At 68.7% G+C, this 18,237-nt stretch carries 13 protein-coding genes; 6 read left to right on the plus strand and 7 right to left on the minus strand.

All coding sequences use genetic code 11. The features are described 5' to 3' along the window. Positions 1–39 precede the first annotated feature (39 nt). On the plus strand, positions 40–4,041 hold the full coding sequence (locus tag ACFPAH_RS11330) for a two-component regulator propeller domain-containing protein (protein WP_379744833.1): 4,002 nt from the start codon (positions 40–42) through the stop codon (positions 4,039–4,041). A 20-nt stretch (positions 4,042–4,061) separates the two neighbouring features. On the opposite strand, the gene ACFPAH_RS11335 is transcribed toward ACFPAH_RS11330, so the two are convergent. Together ACFPAH_RS11335 and ACFPAH_RS11340 are read right to left on the minus strand one after the other, a co-directional pair. Then, positions 4,062–5,009, minus strand: a complete 948-nt coding sequence (locus ACFPAH_RS11335; protein WP_379744836.1) for a D-2-hydroxyacid dehydrogenase — start codon at positions 5,007–5,009, stop codon at positions 4,062–4,064. A 112-nt stretch (positions 5,010–5,121) separates the two neighbouring features. Continuing rightward, positions 5,122–5,469 (minus strand): hypothetical protein, encoded by a 348-nt coding sequence (locus tag ACFPAH_RS11340; protein ID WP_379744839.1) that lies wholly within the window; start codon positions 5,467–5,469, stop codon positions 5,122–5,124. 221 nt (positions 5,470–5,690) lie between these two features. On the opposite strand from ACFPAH_RS11340, the gene ligD reads away from it, so the two are divergent. Together ligD and ACFPAH_RS11350 are read left to right on the plus strand one after the other, a co-directional pair. Beyond that, positions 5,691–8,390: a DNA ligase D gene (gene ligD, locus ACFPAH_RS11345; protein ID WP_379744842.1), complete on the plus strand. Its 2,700-nt coding sequence runs from the start codon at positions 5,691–5,693 to the stop codon at positions 8,388–8,390. A gap of 69 nt (positions 8,391–8,459) precedes the next feature. Further along, positions 8,460–9,065: an RBBP9/YdeN family alpha/beta hydrolase gene (locus ACFPAH_RS11350; RefSeq protein WP_379744845.1), complete on the plus strand. Its 606-nt coding sequence runs from the start codon at positions 8,460–8,462 to the stop codon at positions 9,063–9,065. 60 nt (positions 9,066–9,125) lie between these two features. Here ACFPAH_RS11350 and ACFPAH_RS11355 read toward each other — a convergent pair whose 3' ends face one another. The 5 genes from ACFPAH_RS11355 to ACFPAH_RS11375 all read right to left on the minus strand — a co-directional run bounded on the left by ACFPAH_RS11355 (position 9,126) and on the right by ACFPAH_RS11375 (position 13,982). Continuing rightward, positions 9,126–10,589: a catalase gene (locus tag ACFPAH_RS11355; protein WP_379744848.1), complete on the minus strand. Its 1,464-nt coding sequence runs from the start codon at positions 10,587–10,589 to the stop codon at positions 9,126–9,128. A gap of 155 nt (positions 10,590–10,744) precedes the next feature. Continuing rightward, positions 10,745–11,374 carry a hypothetical protein gene (locus ACFPAH_RS11360; RefSeq protein WP_379744851.1) on the minus strand — a complete coding sequence of 210 codons (630 nt, stop codon included), beginning with the start codon at positions 11,372–11,374 and terminating at the stop codon, positions 10,745–10,747. A 332-nt stretch (positions 11,375–11,706) separates the two neighbouring features. After that, positions 11,707–11,940 (minus strand): hypothetical protein, encoded by a 234-nt coding sequence (locus ACFPAH_RS11365; protein WP_379744854.1) that lies wholly within the window; start codon positions 11,938–11,940, stop codon positions 11,707–11,709. 3 nt (positions 11,941–11,943) lie between these two features. After that, positions 11,944–13,005 carry a Ku protein gene (locus tag ACFPAH_RS11370; RefSeq protein WP_379744857.1) on the minus strand — a complete coding sequence of 354 codons (1,062 nt, stop codon included), beginning with the start codon at positions 13,003–13,005 and terminating at the stop codon, positions 11,944–11,946. Between the two features lie 11 nt (positions 13,006–13,016). Next, positions 13,017–13,982, minus strand: coding sequence for an SDR family oxidoreductase (locus ACFPAH_RS11375; protein WP_379744860.1), 966 nt, complete (start codon positions 13,980–13,982; stop codon positions 13,017–13,019). Between the two features lie 166 nt (positions 13,983–14,148). Here ACFPAH_RS11375 and ACFPAH_RS11380 point away from each other — a divergent pair, with 166 nt between their 5' ends. The 3 genes from ACFPAH_RS11380 (at position 14,149) to ACFPAH_RS11390 (ending at position 18,200) form a co-directional block, all read left to right on the plus strand. After that, complete coding sequence (locus ACFPAH_RS11380; RefSeq protein WP_379744863.1) at positions 14,149–15,627, plus strand: sensor domain-containing diguanylate cyclase; 1,479 nt, start codon at positions 14,149–14,151, stop codon at positions 15,625–15,627. A 252-nt stretch (positions 15,628–15,879) separates the two neighbouring features. Then, positions 15,880–17,514, plus strand: coding sequence for a SulP family inorganic anion transporter (locus ACFPAH_RS11385; RefSeq protein WP_379744866.1), 1,635 nt, complete (start codon positions 15,880–15,882; stop codon positions 17,512–17,514). A gap of 155 nt (positions 17,515–17,669) precedes the next feature. Next, on the plus strand, positions 17,670–18,200 hold the full coding sequence (locus ACFPAH_RS11390) for a GNAT family N-acetyltransferase (RefSeq protein ID WP_379744869.1): 531 nt from the start codon (positions 17,670–17,672) through the stop codon (positions 18,198–18,200). Positions 18,201–18,237 lie beyond the last annotated feature (37 nt).

Consider the following 18,237-nt stretch of genomic DNA (forward strand, 5'->3'; position numbering starts at 1 on the left):
CTGGTAGATTAGCTGGTCTGTATCGACTCGAAAAACACTATGCTGGGCTCTACCTTGCGCGTGCTGGCTGGCGCGATGCGCGGCGTGCCGCGCTGGCTGATGGCGGCGGCACTGCCGGGAACGCTGTTCCTGTGCGCCGCGGCCCAGGCCGCCGCGCCGGGCAAGCTGCGTTTCGAACACGTCTCGATCGAGCAGGGGCTGTCGCAGGAATCGGTGCTGACCATCCTCCAGGACCGCCAGGGCTTCATGTGGTTCGGCACCCAGGCCGGCCTGAACCGCTACGACGGCTACCGGATCACCGTCTACCGTGCCGATCCGCTCGACCCCGGCTCGCTGCCCGACAGTTTCGTGAATGCCTCCTTCGAGGACGCCGAAGGACGCCTGTGGTTCGGCACCAAGGGCGGACTGGCCCGTTTCGATGCGGCCAGCGGCAAGTTCGTGCGCCATCCGCTGCACGGGCCCCAGGCCGCGCCCGCTGCCGGCGGCGCCGGCAACGGCAGCGTCAACGCGATCCTGGCCGACCGCCAGGGCATGCTCTGGCTCGGCACCAGCGAAGGCCTGAAACGGCTCGACCCTGCGACCGGTGCCGTGCGCCCGATCGCGGACCCCCATGCCACGCCGGCCGGCGCAGCCGTCACCGCGCTCGCCTTCGACCGGCATGGGGTGTTGTGGGCCGGCACCGGGCACGGCGTGGCGCGCCTGGCGCCCGGCGCCGAGCGCCTCGAACACCTCGCGCCGTCCGGGCCGGACCCGCGCAGGGCGCGCATCCTGGCGCTGTCGATGGACCCGCACGATACACTCTGGATCGGCACCGAGGGCGGCCTGGAAGCCTGGGACATCGCGCCTGCCGTGCCGCGGCGGCGCCTGGTCGGCGCCGAGGAAGGCGTGGGCGAGGTGCGGGTGCCGGCGCTCTACCACGACAGCGGCGGCACGCTCTGGGCCGGTACCGACCTCGACGGCCTGAAATGGCGCGATCCCGCCAGCGGGCGCTTCCTGGCCTACCGCAGCCTCCCCTCCGACCCGCACAGCCTGCCCGACAACCAGGTCGCCTCGGTGCGTATCGACCGCACCGGCACGCTCTGGGTCGGCAGCCGCTTCGGCGGCGTGAGCCGCACCGACCTGGCCAGCGGCGGCTTCTCGCAATTCAGTTTCCGTCCCGACAGCGGCTACCGCATCGGCTTCGAAAAGACGCGCGATATCGCCGTGCGCCCGGACGGCAAGATCTGGCTCGGGACCATCGGCGGCGGCCTGGTGCTGCTCGACCCGGCCAGCGGCCGCACCACCCAGTTGCGGCACCGGCCGGGCCGGCCGGACAGCGTGCCGGGCGACGTGATCCACAGCCTGCGCATCGACGGCGGCCGGCTGTGGGTGGGCGGCGCCGGGACGCTGTCCTGGTGCGGCCTGGACGGCGCCGGCTGCCGCCCGGTCGCGCTGCCGGGCATCGGGACTGCCTCGGTGCGCGACGTGCTGCGCACCCGCGACGGCACGCTCTGGGTCGTGACGCGCGCCGGGCTCTACGAACTCGATGCCGGCCTGCAAGTGCGCCGGACCTGGCGCCACGACCCGGCCGACCCGTCCAGCCTCGGCGACAACACGCTGTTCTCGATGGCCGAGGATCGCGAGGGCGTGCTCTGGATCGGCACCGATAACGGCCTGGACCGGTTCGAGCGCCGCAGCGGCGTGTTCACCCACCTGCGCCACGACCCGCGCGACCCCGCGAGCCTGCGCCACAACCGCATCCACGACCTGATGCTGTCCTCGCGCGGGGAACTGTGGGTAGGCACCGCGGGCGGCCTGCACCGGCTGGAGCGCGACGCCGCCGGCAAGGCCGGCTTCCGCCATTTCCCCCTGACCGACGGGCGCGGCGCGCTGCCGATCGGCGCGGTGCTGGAGGACGCGCACGGCAGGCTGTGGGCCAGCATGACCAACGGCATCAGCCGGCTCGATCCGGACAGCGGCGAATTCAAGCACTACACGGGCACGGACGGCCTCCAGGGCGGCACCTATTTCGTGGGATCGAGCGCGCGCGGACCGGACGGCCGCCTGCATTTCGGCGGCGTCGACGGCGTCAGCTCCTTCGAGCCCGACGCGATCCGCGACAATCCGTATCCGCCCCAGGTGCGCATCACCGAATTCGTCGTCTTCAACAAGCCGCGCCCGCTGCCCCAGCCCGGCGCAGGCAGCGAGGGCATCACGCTGAGTCACCGGGAATCGGTCTTCGGCTTCGAATTCGCGGCCCTGCACTATGCGGCCCCGGCCGCCAACCGGTATGCCTACCGGCTCGAGGGTTTCGACGAGGACTGGGTCGAAACCGGGGCCGGCAAGCGCTTTGCCAGCTATATGAACCTGGACGCGGGCCGCTATGTGTTTCGTGTGCGCGCCAGCAACAAGGACGGCGTCTGGAGCGAAGGCGCCGCCGCGCTGGCCGTGACCGTCACGCCGCCCTGGTGGAAGACCGCCTGGTTCCGGCTGCTGGCCCTGGTCCTGGCGGCGACGGCGGCGGTGCTGGCCTACCGGCTGCGGGTGCGCGCGCTGCTCCAGCAGAAAGGCGTGCTCGAACGCGAGGTCGGCACGCGCACGGCCGAACTGGTGCTGGAAAAGGATGCCGCCGAGCGGCGCAAGCGCGAGGCCGAACGGCAGCGCGAAGCGGCCGACGAGGCGCGCCGCAACATCGCGCTGCTGTCCGATATCGGCCGCCGCCTGACCGCCAACCTCGATACCGAAGCGATCATGGCGACCCTGTGCGAACACGTGCAGGTCCTGATGGATGCGCCGGTGTTCTTCGTGTGCCTGGCGCGCGGCGACGGCTCGCAGCTCGAGCTGCCCTACGCCGTGGTCGCCGGGCGCCGCTGCCGGCCGCCGGCGCGCGAGCGGCGCGACCCGCGCCAGCTGGCGGCCTGGTGCATCGACCATGCGCGCGAAGTGTTCATCAACGACCTGGAGGCCGAGTCCGAAGCCTACCTGCCGGACGTCGAACCGGCGCAGGTCGCGGCCGCCGCGCTGCCCTGCGATGGGGCCGCGCAGGCGCTGCCGCCGTCGTTGCCGCAGTTGCTGCCGAAGTCGCTGCTGTATGTCCCGATCGTGGCCGGCCAGCGGGTCCTGGGCGCGCTGTGCGTGCAGAGTTTCGCGGCCCACGCCTACCAGCGCGTGCACCTGGACATGCTGCGCACGCTCGCCGCCTATGTCGGCGTGGCCTTCGACAATGCCCAGGCCTACCGCCAGCTCAAGGATGCGCAAGTCCTGCTGGCGGCCCAGGAAAAACTGGTGTCGCTCGGCTCGCTCGTGGCCGGCGTCGCCCATGAACTGAACACGCCGATCGGCAACAGCCTGCTGATGGCCAGCACCCTGCACGACAAGACGCTGGAGCTGGCGGGCGGGCTGGAAGAGGGCGCGTTGCGCCGCTCGGCACTGTCCGGCTACCTGGAAGCGGCGCGCGAGTCGTCGCAACTGATCATGCGCAGCCTGCATGGCGCGGCCGAGCTGGTGAGCAGCTTCCGCCAGGTCTCGGTCGACCAGTCCAGCGTCCAGCGCCGGCGCTTCGAACTGGCGCGCGCCTGCGGCGAGATCATGGCGACCATGATGAACCAGGTGCGCCTGGCCGGCCATGCCCTCGAGATCGCCGTGCCCGGCGGGATCGTGATGGACAGCTATCCGGGGCCGCTGGGCCAGGTCCTGATCAACTTCGTCAACAACGCGCTGGTGCACGCCTTCGAGGGGCCCGGAGGGACAATGCGCCTGTCGGCCGCGTTGCTGGGCGAGGACTGGGTGCGCATCGCCTTCCAGGACGACGGCCGCGGTATTCCCGCGCAGCACCTGGCGCGGGTATTCGATCCCTTCTTCACCACGCGGATGGGCCAGGGCGGCACCGGCCTCGGACTGAACATCGCGCACACGATCACCACCACTTTGCTGGGCGGATCGATCCGCGTCGAGAGCGAGGCCGGCCGCGGCACCCTGTTCGTGCTCGAGTTGCCGCTGGCCGCAGCCACCGCGGCGCCGCCGCCGGCGGGCGCGCCGCGCGCGCCGCTGCCTGCGTACTGAGCGGCGCGCCCGGGTGCCTGCTAGCCGACCACGTTGATCGGCCGTCCCGCTTCCCAGGCCTCGATATTATCGACCAGCATGTCGGCCAGGGTCTGCATCGCACCCGCGCTGGCCCAGGCCACGTGCGGCGTGAGGATGAAATTCGGCAGGCGCAGGCCCAGCAGGGGATTGTCCTGGGCCGGCGGTTCCTTGCTGAGCACGTCGAAGCCGGCGCCGCCGATCGTGCGCCGCATCAGCGCCTCGGCCAGCGCCGCTTCGTCGACCAGCCCGCCGCGCGCGGTATTGATCAGGATGGCGGTGGGTTTCATCAGGCCCAGTTCGCGCGCGCCGATCAGGTGGCGCGTCTGCTCGCTCAAGGGCAGGTGCAGGCTGACGACGTCGCTGGTGGCCAGCAATTCGTCGAGCCCCAGCTGGGTCACGCCGGGCTCGGCGACAGGCGAGCGCGTAGCCGTGCACACCTGCATCCCGAAAGCCTGCCCGATCTGCGCCACGCGCCGCCCCAGCGCACCGAAGCCGACGATGCCCAGGCGGGTGGCGGCCAGGTCGCCGATCGGGTGGTCGAGCAGGCAGAAGCGGGTCGAATGCTCCCATCGGCCGGCCTCGACGTCGGTGACGTAGGCGCGCAGGTTGCGGCGCAGCGCGAGGATCAGGGTAAAGCAGTGTTCGGGCACCGACACGTGCGAGTAGTTGCGGATGTTGGCGACCAGGATGCCGCGCGCGCGGCAGGCCGCCAGGTCGACGTTATCGAGGCCGGTCGCCGCCACCGCCACCATGCGCAGGTCGGGCAACTGGGCCAGCGCTTCGGCGCGCAGCGCCACCTTGTTGGTCACGGCCACCGTCGCGCCGCGCAGGCGCTCGACCACCTGGTCGGCCGCCGTGGCCGGGTGATCGATCCATTCGTGGGCAAAGGCGGGACGACGCACCGTGGCGATCAGGCTGTCGCGGTCGAGGAAGACGATTCTTTGCATGGCGCGCTCCGGGAAGGGGAGGACACATTGTAGAGCATGTGCCGGGGCGAAAAAAAGACAGGGCGCACCCTGTCTTTTTTGGGATATGGCGGGGCTTGGCGGCGTGTGTGTTTTATTTGGTGTGGGTCGTGGTCGAGGCGGCCGCGTGGGTGCCGTGCGCGGCAGTATCTGCCTTCTTCTCGGCCTTGTTGCCGGCGGCGTCGGCCTTGGCTTCGGCCTTGTCCTCGGCTGCCTTCTTGTGCGCCTTGGCCTTGGTCTTGGCGGCATCGGCCTTGGCACCGGCCACGTCGGCCTTCGCTTCGGCCTTGGCCTTTTCTACCTTGGCATCGGCTTTCGCAACTTCCTTGGCTTCCTTCGCTTCGGCCTTGGTGGCGGGCGTGGTCGAACCGGTGGCGGTGCTCTGGGCAAACGCCGAGGTAGCGAACAATCCGGCGATCAGGGTAGCGACAATCTTGCTCATGATGGACTTTCCTTTTTGGTAGGGAAAAATGAGACATGGGGTGGCGGCCTTCTCGCGTGCCGCCACGCCGATAACGCGACCTGCTTCGCCGTCGTTGACGGTATTTACATCCAGTTACAATCAACGCCGCCGTGCCCGGCGCGCACAGGGTTAGCTGCCGTACAGTCGCGCTGGCTTGCACGGCCTAGACTGGCTGCATCGGCAAACCGCAGGAGCCCGCCATGCCCGACGCACTCGCAGTCTATAAAGCCAAGCGCGATTTTTCGATTACCTCCGAGCCCGCGGAGGGCGGCCGGCCCGGCGCGGACGCGCTCACCTTCGTGATCCAGAAGCACTGGGCCAGCCGCCTGCACTACGATTTCCGGCTCGAACTCGACGGCACCATGAAGAGCTGGGCCGTTCCCAAAGGCCCCAGCTACGACACCCACGACAAGCGCATGGCCGTGCACGTGGAAGACCATCCGATCTCGTATTCGGACTTCGAAGGCACGATTCCCGAAAAGCAGTACGGCGCCGGCAAGGTCATCATCTGGGACAAGGGCACCTGGGAGCCGGAAGGCGATCCGCACGAGGGCTACCGCAAGGGCAACCTGAAATTCCGGCTGCATGGCCACAAGATGCACGGCAATTGGGTGCTGGTGCGCATGAAGGGACGCGGCGACGAGAAGCAGGAGGCCTGGCTCCTGATCAAGGAGAAGGACGATTACGCGCGCCCGGCCGAGGAATTCTCGGTGGTCGACGAGCTGCCCGACAGCGTCAAGGCGCTGCCGATGCCCGGTACGGCCGAGCAGGTGCCGGCCAAGGTCAAAGGCGAGGCTGCGGCAAAACCCGCCGCAAAGGCCAAGGCGCGCAGCACCAAGGCGAAGGCCGATGCCGCCGCCGTCGGCGCGGCCGGCAAGGCGCGCAAGGCGGACAAGGCTGCCGGCGGCGGCATGCCAGAGGGCGCGGCCGAAGCCGCGCTGCCCGCGGAATTCGCGCCCGAACTGGCGACCCTGGTCGACGGCCCGCCGCCGAATCCCGAGGAGTGGGTGTTCGAAGTCAAGTTCGACGGCTACCGCATGCTGGCCCGCATCGAGAACGGCGCGGTGCGCCTGATCACCCGCAACAACAACGACTGGACCGGCAAGCTGCGTCCGCTCCAGCAGGAGCTCGAAAGGATGGGCTTGCCCGACGGCTGGTACGACGGCGAGATCGTCGTCCACGACGCCAACGGCCGCCCGAATTTCGGCATGCTCCAGCTCGCTTTCGACGGCAGCAACCAGGCCAGCATCATGTATTTCATCTTCGACGCGCCTTACCTGGGCGGCTACGACCTGCGCAATGTGGCGCTGGTCGAGCGCCGCGCGCTGCTGGAAGCGGCGCTGGGCCGGGCCAAGGCGTCGGAGCTGGTGCGGTTCTCGAGCGAGTTCGGCACCGACCCGGAAGGGCTGGTCGCGGCGGCCTGCAAGATCGGCCTGGAAGGGGTGATCGGCAAGCGGCGCGATTCGCGTTACGTGTCGCGCCGCTCGCCCGAATGGATCAAACTCAAATGCGGGCAGCGCCAGGAGTTCGTCGTCGCCGGCTATACCGACCCCAAGGGTTCGCGTACCGGCGTCGGCTCGCTGCTGCTGGGCACCTACGACAAGGACGGCGTGCTGCGCTATGCGGGCAATGTCGGCAGCGGTTTCAATGCCGAGAGCCTGCGCGAGGTGACGGCGAAACTCAAGGCGCTCGACACCGATGTCAGCCCCTTCCCGCCGCGCTTGGTGCCCGGGCGCAAGCACCACTGGGTCAAGCCCGAGCTGATCGCCGAGGTGAGTTTTTCGGAATGGACGAATACCGGTTCGGTGCGCCATCCGGTGTTCCAGGGCCTGCGCACCGACAAGCCGGCGCAAGGCATCACGCGCGAAATCGCCAAGCCAATGGAGGAAGTCGACATGCAAGCAGACGCGCAAGCGGCCAAGCCGGCGAAAAAACCGGCCGCCAGGAAAGCAGCAGGCAAGCCGGCCGCGGTTTCGGCCACTGTTCCGGCAGACGCGTCCGGCGCCGAGCTGCCGGCCACGCTCAAGATCAGCAACGGCGACCGCGTCGTCGATCCGAAAAGCGGCGCCACCAAGATGGACCTGATCCGCTATTACGCCTCGGTGGGCGAACTGATGATGGAGCACCTCAAGGGGCGCCCGGTATCGCTGGTGCGCGCACCAAGCGGGCTCAAGGGCGACCTGGTGTTCCAGAAGCACGCCGACATCAAGAAACTGCCCGGCATGAAGCACATGGATGCCAGCCTCGACCCGGAACATCCGCCGATGCTCGAGGTCGGCAACATCGCCGGCATCCTGTCGGCGGCGCAATGGAATGCGCTCGAGTTCCACACGCAAAATGCGACCGCCAAGGCCTACGACAAGCCCGACCGCATGGTATTCGACCTCGACCCCGGCGAAGGCGTCGAATGGCCGGCAATGCAGGAAGCAGGCCAGCTGATGCACGCCTTCCTGGACGAGCTGGGCTTGCCGGCTTTCCTCAAGACCAGCGGCGGCAAGGGCCTGCACGTGGTGGTGCCCGTCAAGGGCGGCCTCGACTGGGATACGGTCAAGGGATTTTCCCAGGCCATCGTCAAGCACCTGGCCGGCACCCTGCCGGATCGCTTCGCCTTCAAGAGCGGGCCGAAGAACCGGGTCGGCAAGATCTTCATCGACTACCTGCGCAACGGCCAGGGCGCAACCACCGTCTGCGCCTGGTCGGTGCGGGCGCGGCCGGGCCTGGGCGTGTCGGTGCCGCTCGCCTGGGACGAATTGCCCACGCTCGAGGCGAGCGACGGCTGGAACGTGCAGAACATCGGCGAACGGCTGGCCACCGGCAATGATCCCTGGGCCGGTTATGCCAAGGCCGCCAAGACCCTGACGGCGGCCATGAAGCAGCTGGGCTACAAGCCGGGCACCTGAGGCCGGCAGGCCGGCGTGGCGCCTCGGTTAGAATCGGCGCCTACCAGCAACTCATCATCGAGGACAAGCATGCAGCAAGCGCAGAGCGCGGCACCGGGCTACCCGGCGCCGCGCCAGAAGGTGTATATCGTGCACGGCTACACGGCCAGCCCGGGCGACCACTGGTTCGCCTGGCTCGCCGGGCGCCTGGCGCGCGATGGCGTGGCCGTCGAGGTGTTGCCGATGCCCGATTCCAGCGCGCCGGACGCCGCGGCCTGGGATGCCTTCCTGGATGCGGCCATCGCGCGCCGCGACGCGGACACGTTCCTGGTCGGGCACAGCCTCGGCTGCATCGCCATCGTGCGCCACCTGCTGCGGGACAGGGCGGCGCGCTACGGCGGCATGGTGCTGGTTGCGGGTTTTGCCGAATCCCTGGCTGGACTGGAAGAGCTCGACGGGTTCGTGGCGCGCGTGGGCGCGATCGAAGGAGTGCGCGCGACAGTGGGCCGGCGTAGCGTGATCGCGGCGCGCGACGACGAGATCGTGCCGCACGCGGCGACCGAACGCCTCGCCGCGCGTCTCGATGCCGATTTCCTCACCGTCGAGAAGGGCGGGCATTTTCTCGGCCGCGAAGGGTTTACGTCCTTCCCGCTGGTCTACGAGCAGCTGGCGGCGATGCTGCGCGCTGCCGTATAAGCAGCCTCAGCCCGCCTTGCGTCCGCGCGCGAATCAGCCCGGCTTGCGTCCGCGCGCGAATCAGTCCGGCTTGCGTCCGCGCGCCTCGAGCGCTGCCCGCACACCGCGGCCGTAGTCCGGATCGGCCTGGTCGAACTGGCGCAGCTGGCGCTGCAGGATGTCCTCGTCCACCTGGCTCAGCGGGCCGGCCAGGTTGTCGCACAGGTTCTGCTTTTCTTCGGCCGTCATCAGGCGGAACAGGTTGCCCGGCTGGGTGTAATCGTCATCCTGGCCGCGCTCGTCGAAACGGCCGGCGCCGCCGCTCAGGGGCAGCTCGGGTTCGCCATGGCCCATGCCGCTCGCGCCGCGGCCGGCGGCATCGACCGTCGCGTAGTTCGGTGCCGCGCCACCATTCGCCAGTGCCATCGCGCCGTCGCGCTGCTGGTTGTGGAAGGGGCAGCGCGGGGCGTTCACCGGCAGGTGCTGGTGATTCGTGCCAACCCGGTAGAGCTGGGCGTCGTGGTAGGCGAACAGGCGGCCCTGCAGCATCTTGTCCGGCGAATAGCCCATGCCCGGCACCACGTTGGCGGGCGAGAAGGCGGCCTGCTCGACTTCGGCGTGGTAGTTGACCGGATTGCGGTTCAGTTCCAGCACGCCGACCTGCAGCAGCGGGAAGTCGCCGTGCGGCCAGACCTTGGTCAGGTCGAACGGATTCCAGCCGGTGCGCGCTTCCCAGTCGGCCAGCTGGCCCGGCGTGGCGACCTGCACCTTGACGTCCCACTGCGGATAGTCGCCGGCGGCAATCGCCTCGAACAGGTCGCGCTGGGCGTGGTCGGGGTCGGTGCCGGCAATGCCGACCGCTTCCGCGGCGCTCAGGTTCTTGATGCCCTGGCGCGTCTTGAAATGCCATTTCACGTAGAAGCGCTCGCCGCCTTCGTTGATCAGGCTGTAGGTATGGCTGCCGAAGCCGTCCATGTGGCGGTAGCCGTCGGGCGTACCGCGATCGGAGAACAGGATCGTCACCTGGTGCAGGCTTTCCGGGGCGCGGCTCCAGAAATCGAACATCATGTTGGCGGACTTGAGGTTGCTGTCGGGCAGGCGCTTCTGAGTGTGGATGAAGTCCGGGAACTTGATCGGATCCTTGATGAAGAACACCGGCGTGTTGTTGCCGACCAGGTCCCAGTTGCCGTCCTCGGTGTAGAAGCGCAGGGCGAAGCCGCGCGGATCGCGTTCGGTATCGGCGCTGCCTTTTTCGCCGCCGACGGTCGAAAAGCGCAGGAAGGTCTCGGTCTGCTTGCCGATGGCGCCGAACAGTCTGGCCTTGGTAAAGCGGCTGATGTCGTGGGTGACGGTGAAGCTGCCGTAGGCGCCCGAGCCCTTGGCATGGACCACGCGCTCGGGAATGCGCTCGCGGTTGAAGTGCTGCAGTTTTTCGATCAGGTGGAAGTCCTGCAGCAGCAGCGGGCCGCGCGGGCCGGCACTAAGCGAATTCTGGTTGTCGAAGACGGGTATGCCGGAAGCGGTGGTCAGGCGGGGCTGGGTCATGGGTTCTCCTCGTTCTAAATGATGAATTTGACGAAGAGATTCTACTTATGGCTGATCAATAATCCTATTTGATTAAAATGATGAGCTCGATAGGATTTGACTAAATGCAACTAGAAGTGCAGCGGCTGGCGTGGCGCTCCCGCAGCCGGCCACGCTCATGGCCGCACGCCGTAGCGGTCGATGAATTCCTTCGGGCCGCGGGGCTCGCGGGCCAGCCATGCTTCGAGGGCCGGGCGGTAGGATTGCCGGTAGGTCAGCAACAGCAGTGCGGGCTCGAGCTGTCCGTCTTTCGCGAACGCCTGCATCTGGCGCAGCGCCGGGTCGCGCAGGCTTTCGCCGGAAGCCGCATTGGCCTTCTCGATCACGCGCAGGGCGTAGCGCCAGGCAGCCAGTTCGATGTCGAAGGGCGCGCGGCGCAGCGGCGAAGGGGCGTCCTCGTCGAGCTGGCGCAGCGCTTCCTGCGCCAGCGGATCGTCGGCATCGAGTTCGAGGGCGCGACGGGCGGCTGCGCGCGCCCTGCCGCGCAGTTCGGCGACCTGATCCGGTGCGACCCGTTTCGACAGGTCCTGCAAGAGCAAGGCGGCTGCCGCCAGCGGAGGCGAGGCCAGCGGCTTTGCCAGGTGGGCAGCCTCGAAACTGCCGAGCGCCTCCTGGTATTGCCCCTTCGCCGCGAAGGCATGCCCCTCCCGGATGAGTTCGCGGCAGGCGTCATCGCAAGGAGTGGAAGCGGCGGCAGGGGGAATAAAGGCCGCGCATGCGGCGGCAAGGAGCAGGGGTCGAAGCATCGCGTTGTCCGGTAGGTGGCAGCGCATGCTAACCCGCGATCGGGCGTTTGTTTCTATCCAATAGTCACAAGCGCAAGGACGCGGTGCGGGTGCCCCGTGCCGCAGCACGCCCGGCCCGCACCGCGTGCAGTTGCATCAATAGCGGCGCGTCGATTTCTCCACATGCCCGCTGGTGAACATACGCGACTGGATTTTCTTCCAGATAAAGCCGGCAATTGCCATCATGATCATCTTACGCATACTTACCTCCGTTGTTGGGCAGCCGCTTGCTGCCATTTCAAATGACCCGCGCCGTGCCCACCGTCCTGGCGTGCCGGCGCGGGATCGCGCTTCTACGATTCGTTCTTGAAGATACCGCGCACGTTCATTGCCATCAGCGCGACCTGGAGAGAAATGAGGGCCCAGGCCTCGTCGTGCACGCCCCAGATGATCCACAGGACATTGCTGAGGATGAACATCCAGAAACCGAAAATCCGTTTGCCGGCTTTTTTCGAGCCGATCATGAAGGCCGCGTACAGGCTGACGGCCATCGCAGGCCATTGCAGGAAGTCGAGGAATGCATCCATCCGTCACGCCGCCTTCTTGCGGCGCACGGGCGCGGCCTTCGCGGCCGGTGCTGCAGCCTTCGTGGTCTTCTTTGCGGCGGCCTTCGCCGCAGGCTTGGCGGCCCGTTTTGGCCGGGCGCTGGCGGCGACTTCCTCGCTCTCGCGCGCTGGCGCCTTGCGAGTGCGCGGTGCCGGCGCGTCCTCGTCCGCATTCTCCGCGGCCGGCTTCGGCGCGCGCTTGGGCGGCGGCGGTTCGTCGTCGTCCTCTTCCTCGAGTGCCGCCTTGCCCGGCTTCTTGCCCAGGCTGGCCTGCAGCAGCGAGACCAGGTCGATCACATTCGTGGCCTTGGCAGGCTTTTCCTCCGGGTCGGGCATGGTGATGGTCTTGGTCTGTTTGGCCTTGATCTTCTTTTCGATCAGGGCCATCACGTCTTCCCGGTAGCTGTCGTGGTACTGCTCGGGCTCCCAGTCCTCGCTCATGCCCTGGACCAGGGCCATGGCCATTTTGAGTTCCTTGTCGGTGATCGATGCATTCTTCGCGTCCTTGGCGGGGATCTTGAGTTCGCCCGGGTCGCGGATCTCGTCGGCGTAGCGCAGGGTGTTCATGACGATGGTGTCGCCCACGCAGACCAGCGCGGCCAGGTGCTGCTTGACCCGGATGACCACATGCGCGATGCCGATCTTGCCGACCCGCTTGAGCACGTCGCGCAGCAGCGCATAGACCTTGTCGCCGCCCTTGCCCGGCGCGAGGTAATAGGGCTGGTCGTAATAGATCAGCGGAACGTCCTGGGCGTCGACGAAGGCGAGGATGTCGATCGTCTGGGTCGCTTCCGGGTTGGCGCGGCGCAGGTCCTCGTCCGACAGCACGACGTATTCGCCGTCGCTGTACTCGTATCCCTTGATGATGTCGTCCCAGGACACTTCCTTCTGGGTGTTCTTGTTGTAGCGCCTGAAGCCGATCGGGGAGAAGTCGCGGCGGTCGAGCATGTGCAGGTCGAGCCCCTTGTCGCTCACCGCAGGGTACATCTCGACCGGGATGTGCACCAGCCCGAAGCTGATCGCACCCTTCCACATGCTGCGCGCCATGACAGGTCTCCTTATTCGCCGACGCTGCCGGTAACCGGCAGCACGATGCCCGTGATGTAGCTCGAACAGGCGTTCGAGGCCAGGAACACGTAGGCGGGCGACAGTTCTTCCGGCTGCGCCGCGCGCCCGTAGGTGGTGCTCTCGCCGAAATGGACGATCTTGTCCGGCGACTGGTCGGCCGGATTGAGCGGGGTCCAGACCGGGCCCGGCGCCACGCAGTTGACGCGGATGCCCTTGTCGAGCAGGTTGGCGGCCAGCGACATCGTGAAGGCGTGGATCGCGCCCTTGGTCGACGAATAGTCGAGCAGCATCTTCGAGCCCTTCAGGCCGGTCACGGAACCGGTGTTGACGATGGCGGCGCCGCGCTGCATGTGGGGCAGGGCGGCCTTCGCCATGTGGAAGTAGCCGTAGATATTCGTGCGCATCGTCTCGTCGAAACGCTCCTCGGTGATCTCGAGCAGCGAATTGGCGTGTTCCTGGAAGGCGGCGTTATTCACCAGCACGTCCAGGCGTCCCCACTCGGCCACGACCCGGTCGACGGCCTGCTGGCAGAAGTCCATGTCCTTGACGTCGCCCGCGATGGTCACGCAGCGGCGGCCCTCGGCTTCGATCGCGCGCTGGGTCTCGGCGGCGTCTTCGTGTTCGTTCAGGTAGAGGACGGCGACGTCGGCGCCTTCGCGCGCGAACAGCACGGCGACGGCGCGGCCGATGCCGGAATCGCCGCCGGTGACGATGGCCACCAGGCCTTCGAGCTTGCCGCTGCCCCTGTAGGCCTCGGCCATGAAGCGCGGCTTGACGTCCATCTGCGCCTCCAGGCCCGGCTTGGCGAGGTGCTGTTCCGGCATCGGGGGCACCGGCTGCTCGGCGCCGATCTGGACCGGCTTTTCGCCTTCTTGCGCCGCGCCGCTCGCATCGATCTGGTCCTGGCGGTTCTGAATTGCCTTCTGGTGGTTCGCTACGTCGTCCTGGTTGGCCATCACGCTTCCTTCTCAACTGAGTTCGAGACCGGCCCAGTATCGGCCGCGGGCGGCGTGGCGACGGTGCGCTTCCACACACAGCGGCTCATTTCGCCTGTTCGGGCGAGGGTATATGTGTCAAAATCGGCATCGTTTTTTAATGATTCTGGATGTCAAGGAGATCACCATGTCCGAGCAGGCCCACCAGGCCCGGCCGCAGCCCACCCGCACCGGCTTGTTCGTCAACCCGGCCGCCGGCCGGCGCGGCGAATTCGAGGCTGCTTGCGGCGCGCTGTTCGGGCGGCTGCGGCTGGCCGACGGCGCCGAGGCCGCGCTCGGGATGCTGGAACAAGGGCCGGCCGAGCTGCTCGTGATCGACCTCGACCGCTTCGACCCCGAGCTCGACCATGCAGGCCTGGGCGCGCTGGTCGCGGCGCGCGCCGGCGCGCCGACCCTGGTGCTGTGTCCCTTCGCGAACGCCCGCTGGCTGGCGGCGCTGATGGCCCGCGGCCCGGTCGAGTACCTGATCACGCCGGCCGCCGAGCCCGTGCTGCAGGAAGCGGTCGCGGCGCGCCTGCGGGCCGGGCCGACCGCGCTTGCGGCCTTGAGCCCGCGCGAACGCGAGCAGCAGCAATGGCAGGCGCTGCGCGCCCAGGTGCGCGCGGCCATCGGCGACGGCGAGGAGCAGGGCGCCATGGCCGCCCGCCTGTGCGGCGCCCTGTGCGCCTGGCCGGGTGTGGCGCATGCCGCGCTGTTCCACGTGCAGCCGGGCGGCGACCTGCGCCTGCAGGCCCAGCACGGTGGGCGCGGTCTGAACCTGGCCCAGGTGCTGGGGCGCGGCGAGCGCCTGCTGCAGTCGCCGCTGCGCCACGCCTTTCCCGGCCTGCTCGCCGCCAGCGCCAACACGGTCGCGCTGCTCGACGATCCGGACAAGGCGGGCGAACCGCTGCTGGCCGAGGCCTTGCGCGCACATGGCATCCGCATGGTGCTGGGCTTGCCGATCCCGTCCGAGGGGCCGGGCAGCCCACGCGGCGCGCTCTGCCTGTCGTTCCGCGAGGAGCGCCTGTTTTCGCACAGCGAGCTCGACGCACTGGCCGAAGTGGCCGACATGGTGGCGGGCGGCCTGCGCATGGCCGAGCTGAACCGCGAAAGCGAGGAAATGCTGGTGCGCGTGACCCACCTGGCGACGATCGACGCGCTCACCGCGGTCGCGAACCGCCGCCACGGCGAGGCGCTGCTGGAAACCGAAATCAAGCGCGCGCGCCGCTACCGCCACCCGCTGGCGCTGATCGCCTTCGACATCGACCGCTTCAAGATGGTCAACGACCGCTATGGCCATCCGGTCGGCGACGTGGTGCTGCGCACCGTGGCCGAGACCGCGGGGCAGCTGGTGCGCGCCAGCGACGTGCTGGTGCGCTCGGGCGGCGAGGAATTCCAGGTGATCGCCCCGCACACGAGCGCGATCGACGGCCTCAAGATCGCCGAGAAGCTGCGCGCCGCGATCGAGGCCACCGCGATGCCCGGCGTCGACCAGGTCACCGTCAGCCTCGGCGTGGCCCAGCTGGGCGAGCAGGAAAGCGCCGATTCGCTGGTCGTGCGCGCCAACGCCGCGCTGGCGCGGGCCAAGCGGGCAGGGCGCAACTGCGTCGAACTGGCCATGCTGTAACCGGTGGGGGCGTAGGGTGGTCGGCTCCACCCGTCGGTATGCATGACGGCTGCGTGGACGCCGCCCACGCGTTCAACCGCAGGGTGATCTGTCGCGGAGCCTCATCCGCTGCCTGAACGCGTGGGCGGCGCTCGCGCTACGTCGGCGCTACCCGACGGGTGGAGCCGACCGGTGAACACGTAGTCGAGGCCACTGGCCTCGACCACCCCTACGCGGGCCATGCTAATCTTGCGCTTTTGAAACGGACGAGCAATGCTGCACTGGTTGAGGCACTACCGGCGCGCCATGCTGCCCGGCGATATCAGCGCCGGGATGGTGGTGGCGATGATGATGATCCCGCAAGGCATGGCCTACGCGCTGGTGGCAGGGCTGCCGCCGGTGGTCGGCCTGTATGCCAGCATCCTGCCGCCCGTGCTGTACGCCCTGTTCGGCACCAGCAGCACGCAATCGGTCGGGCCGATGGCGATCATCTCGCTGATGACGGCGTCCAGCCTGGCGCCGCTGGCCGCCGCCGGCAGCGCGCTCTACACGGTGCTCGCCGCCCAGCTGGCCCTGCTGTCGGGCCTGGTGCTGCTCGCTTGCGGGCTGCTGCGCATCGGTTTCATCGCCAACTTCTTTTCGCGTCCGGTGATGAGCGGCTTTACCATCGGATCGGCGGTCGTGATCGCGCTCGGCCAGGTGCCGGCCTTGCTGGGCGCGCCGTGGTTCGGCCTGCACTGGCCGAGCGCCATCCTCGGACTCGCTTCCCTGGTCTTGCTGCTGCTGGCGCGGACCTGGCTGGGGCGCCTGCTGCGCTGGGCCGGGCTGGCGCCGAACGCGGCCGACATCGGCGGCAAGCTGGCGCCGATGCTGGTGGTGCTGGGCGCCACGGCGCTGGTGCCGCTGCTCGGGCTGGACGCGCTGGGCGTGAAGACGGTCGGCGCGGTGCCGGCCGGGCTGCCGGGGCTGAGCCTGGCCACGTCGACCGGCCACTGGCAGGCGCTGCTGCAGCCGGCCCTGCTGATCGGCTTCATGGTGTTCCTGATCAGCATGTCGGGCGCGCAGGCGCTGGCGCTCAAGCGCGCCGAAAAGCTCAAGAGCAACTACGAGCTGATCGGCCTGGGCGCCGCCAATATCGGCAGCGCGCTGTCGGGCGGCTTTCCCGTCACCGGCAGCCTGTCGCGCTCGGCCGTGAACTTCGCGGCCGGCGCCAATTCCCAGCTCGCCAGCCTGATCGCGGCCGCGCTGCTGGCCCTGGCATTGCTGGCCCCGACCGGGTGGCTGGCCCTGCTGCCGCTGCCGGCGCTGGCGGCCACCATCATCGTCGCCGTCATGGGGATGCTCGACACCACCACCTTCAAGACCAGCTGGCGCTACGACCGCGCCGATGCCGCGGCCCTGGCCGCGACCGCGGGGGGCGTCCTGGCGCTGGGCGTCGAGGCGGGCGTCGTGATCGGGGTGGCGCTCTCGATGGGCGCCCTGATCTGGCGCGCCAGCCGGCCCCACATCGCGGTGCTGGGACGCATACCCGGCACCGAGCACTTCCGCAACGTCGAACGCCATTCGGCCGATACCGCGCCCGGCCTGTTGCTGCTGCGCGTCGATGCCGGCCTGTTCTTCGGTAACGTGGAAGCCGTCAACGAGCGCATCGAGGACGAGCTGGCGGCCAGGCCGGATACCCGCCACCTGGTGCTGGTGCTGTCGGCCGTGAATGCGATCGACACCTCGGCGCTGTTCGCCATGGGTGAACTCAATGCCATGCTGGCTGCGCGCGGCATCCGCCTGCACCTGGCCGAAGTCAAGGGGCCGGTGATGGACCGGCTCAAGCATAGCGAGCTGCTCGGCACGCTGGGCGGCGAGGTGTTCCTGAGTACCGCGATGGCCTGGGACGCGCTGGCGCCCGCCTGAGTTCGGCGGCCAGCGGCGGGGCCCATCCTTGGGCTCCGTTTTCGTGCGCGGCGCCTGAACTGCACCAGTTCGGTGCAGCCTGGCCGGTGGCGGGCCCTGGAAAGCGGGCACGGTTCCTGCAAGCTTGCGGTAGTCGATATAGAGGAGGAGTGCGGATGCAGATACGGATGCTCGATGCCGCCGCGGCGGCGGCCCACGCGGCGCCATTGCGCGCGCTGTTGCTGGACGCCGTCGCGCACGGCGCATCGGTCGGTTTCGTGGCCCCGTTCGGCGCAGCGGCGGCCGACGCCTACTGGGGCGAGGTGCGCGAGGCGGTGGCGGCCGGCACCCGCGTGCTGCTGGTGGCCTGGCGCGAGCAGCTCATGGTCGGCACGGTCCAGCTCGACCTGTGCATGAAGCCCAACGGCAGCAACCGGGCCGAGGTCCAGAAACTCCTGGTGCACAGCGGCGCCAGGCGCGCGGGAGCGGGCACGGCCCTGATGGCGGCCGCGGAAGTGCAGGCGCTGGCGCTGCGGCGCGGCCTGCTGTTCCTCGACACCGAGGCCGGATCGGGCGCGGAAGGCTTGTACCAGCGGCTGGGCTATACCCGGGTCGGCGAGCTGCCGGAGTACTGCGCCACGCCGGACGGGGCGTGGCGCGCGACGGCGATTTATTACAAGACGCTGTTCAGGCGGGGAGGGGGCTGAGGGGGGCGGGTGTGCATGGTGGACTCGGGAGTCCACC

Origin of the sequence: Massilia sp. GCM10023247 (assembly GCF_042653325.1) — a bacterium.
Lineage (GTDB): Bacteria > Pseudomonadota > Gammaproteobacteria > Burkholderiales > Burkholderiaceae_D > Telluria.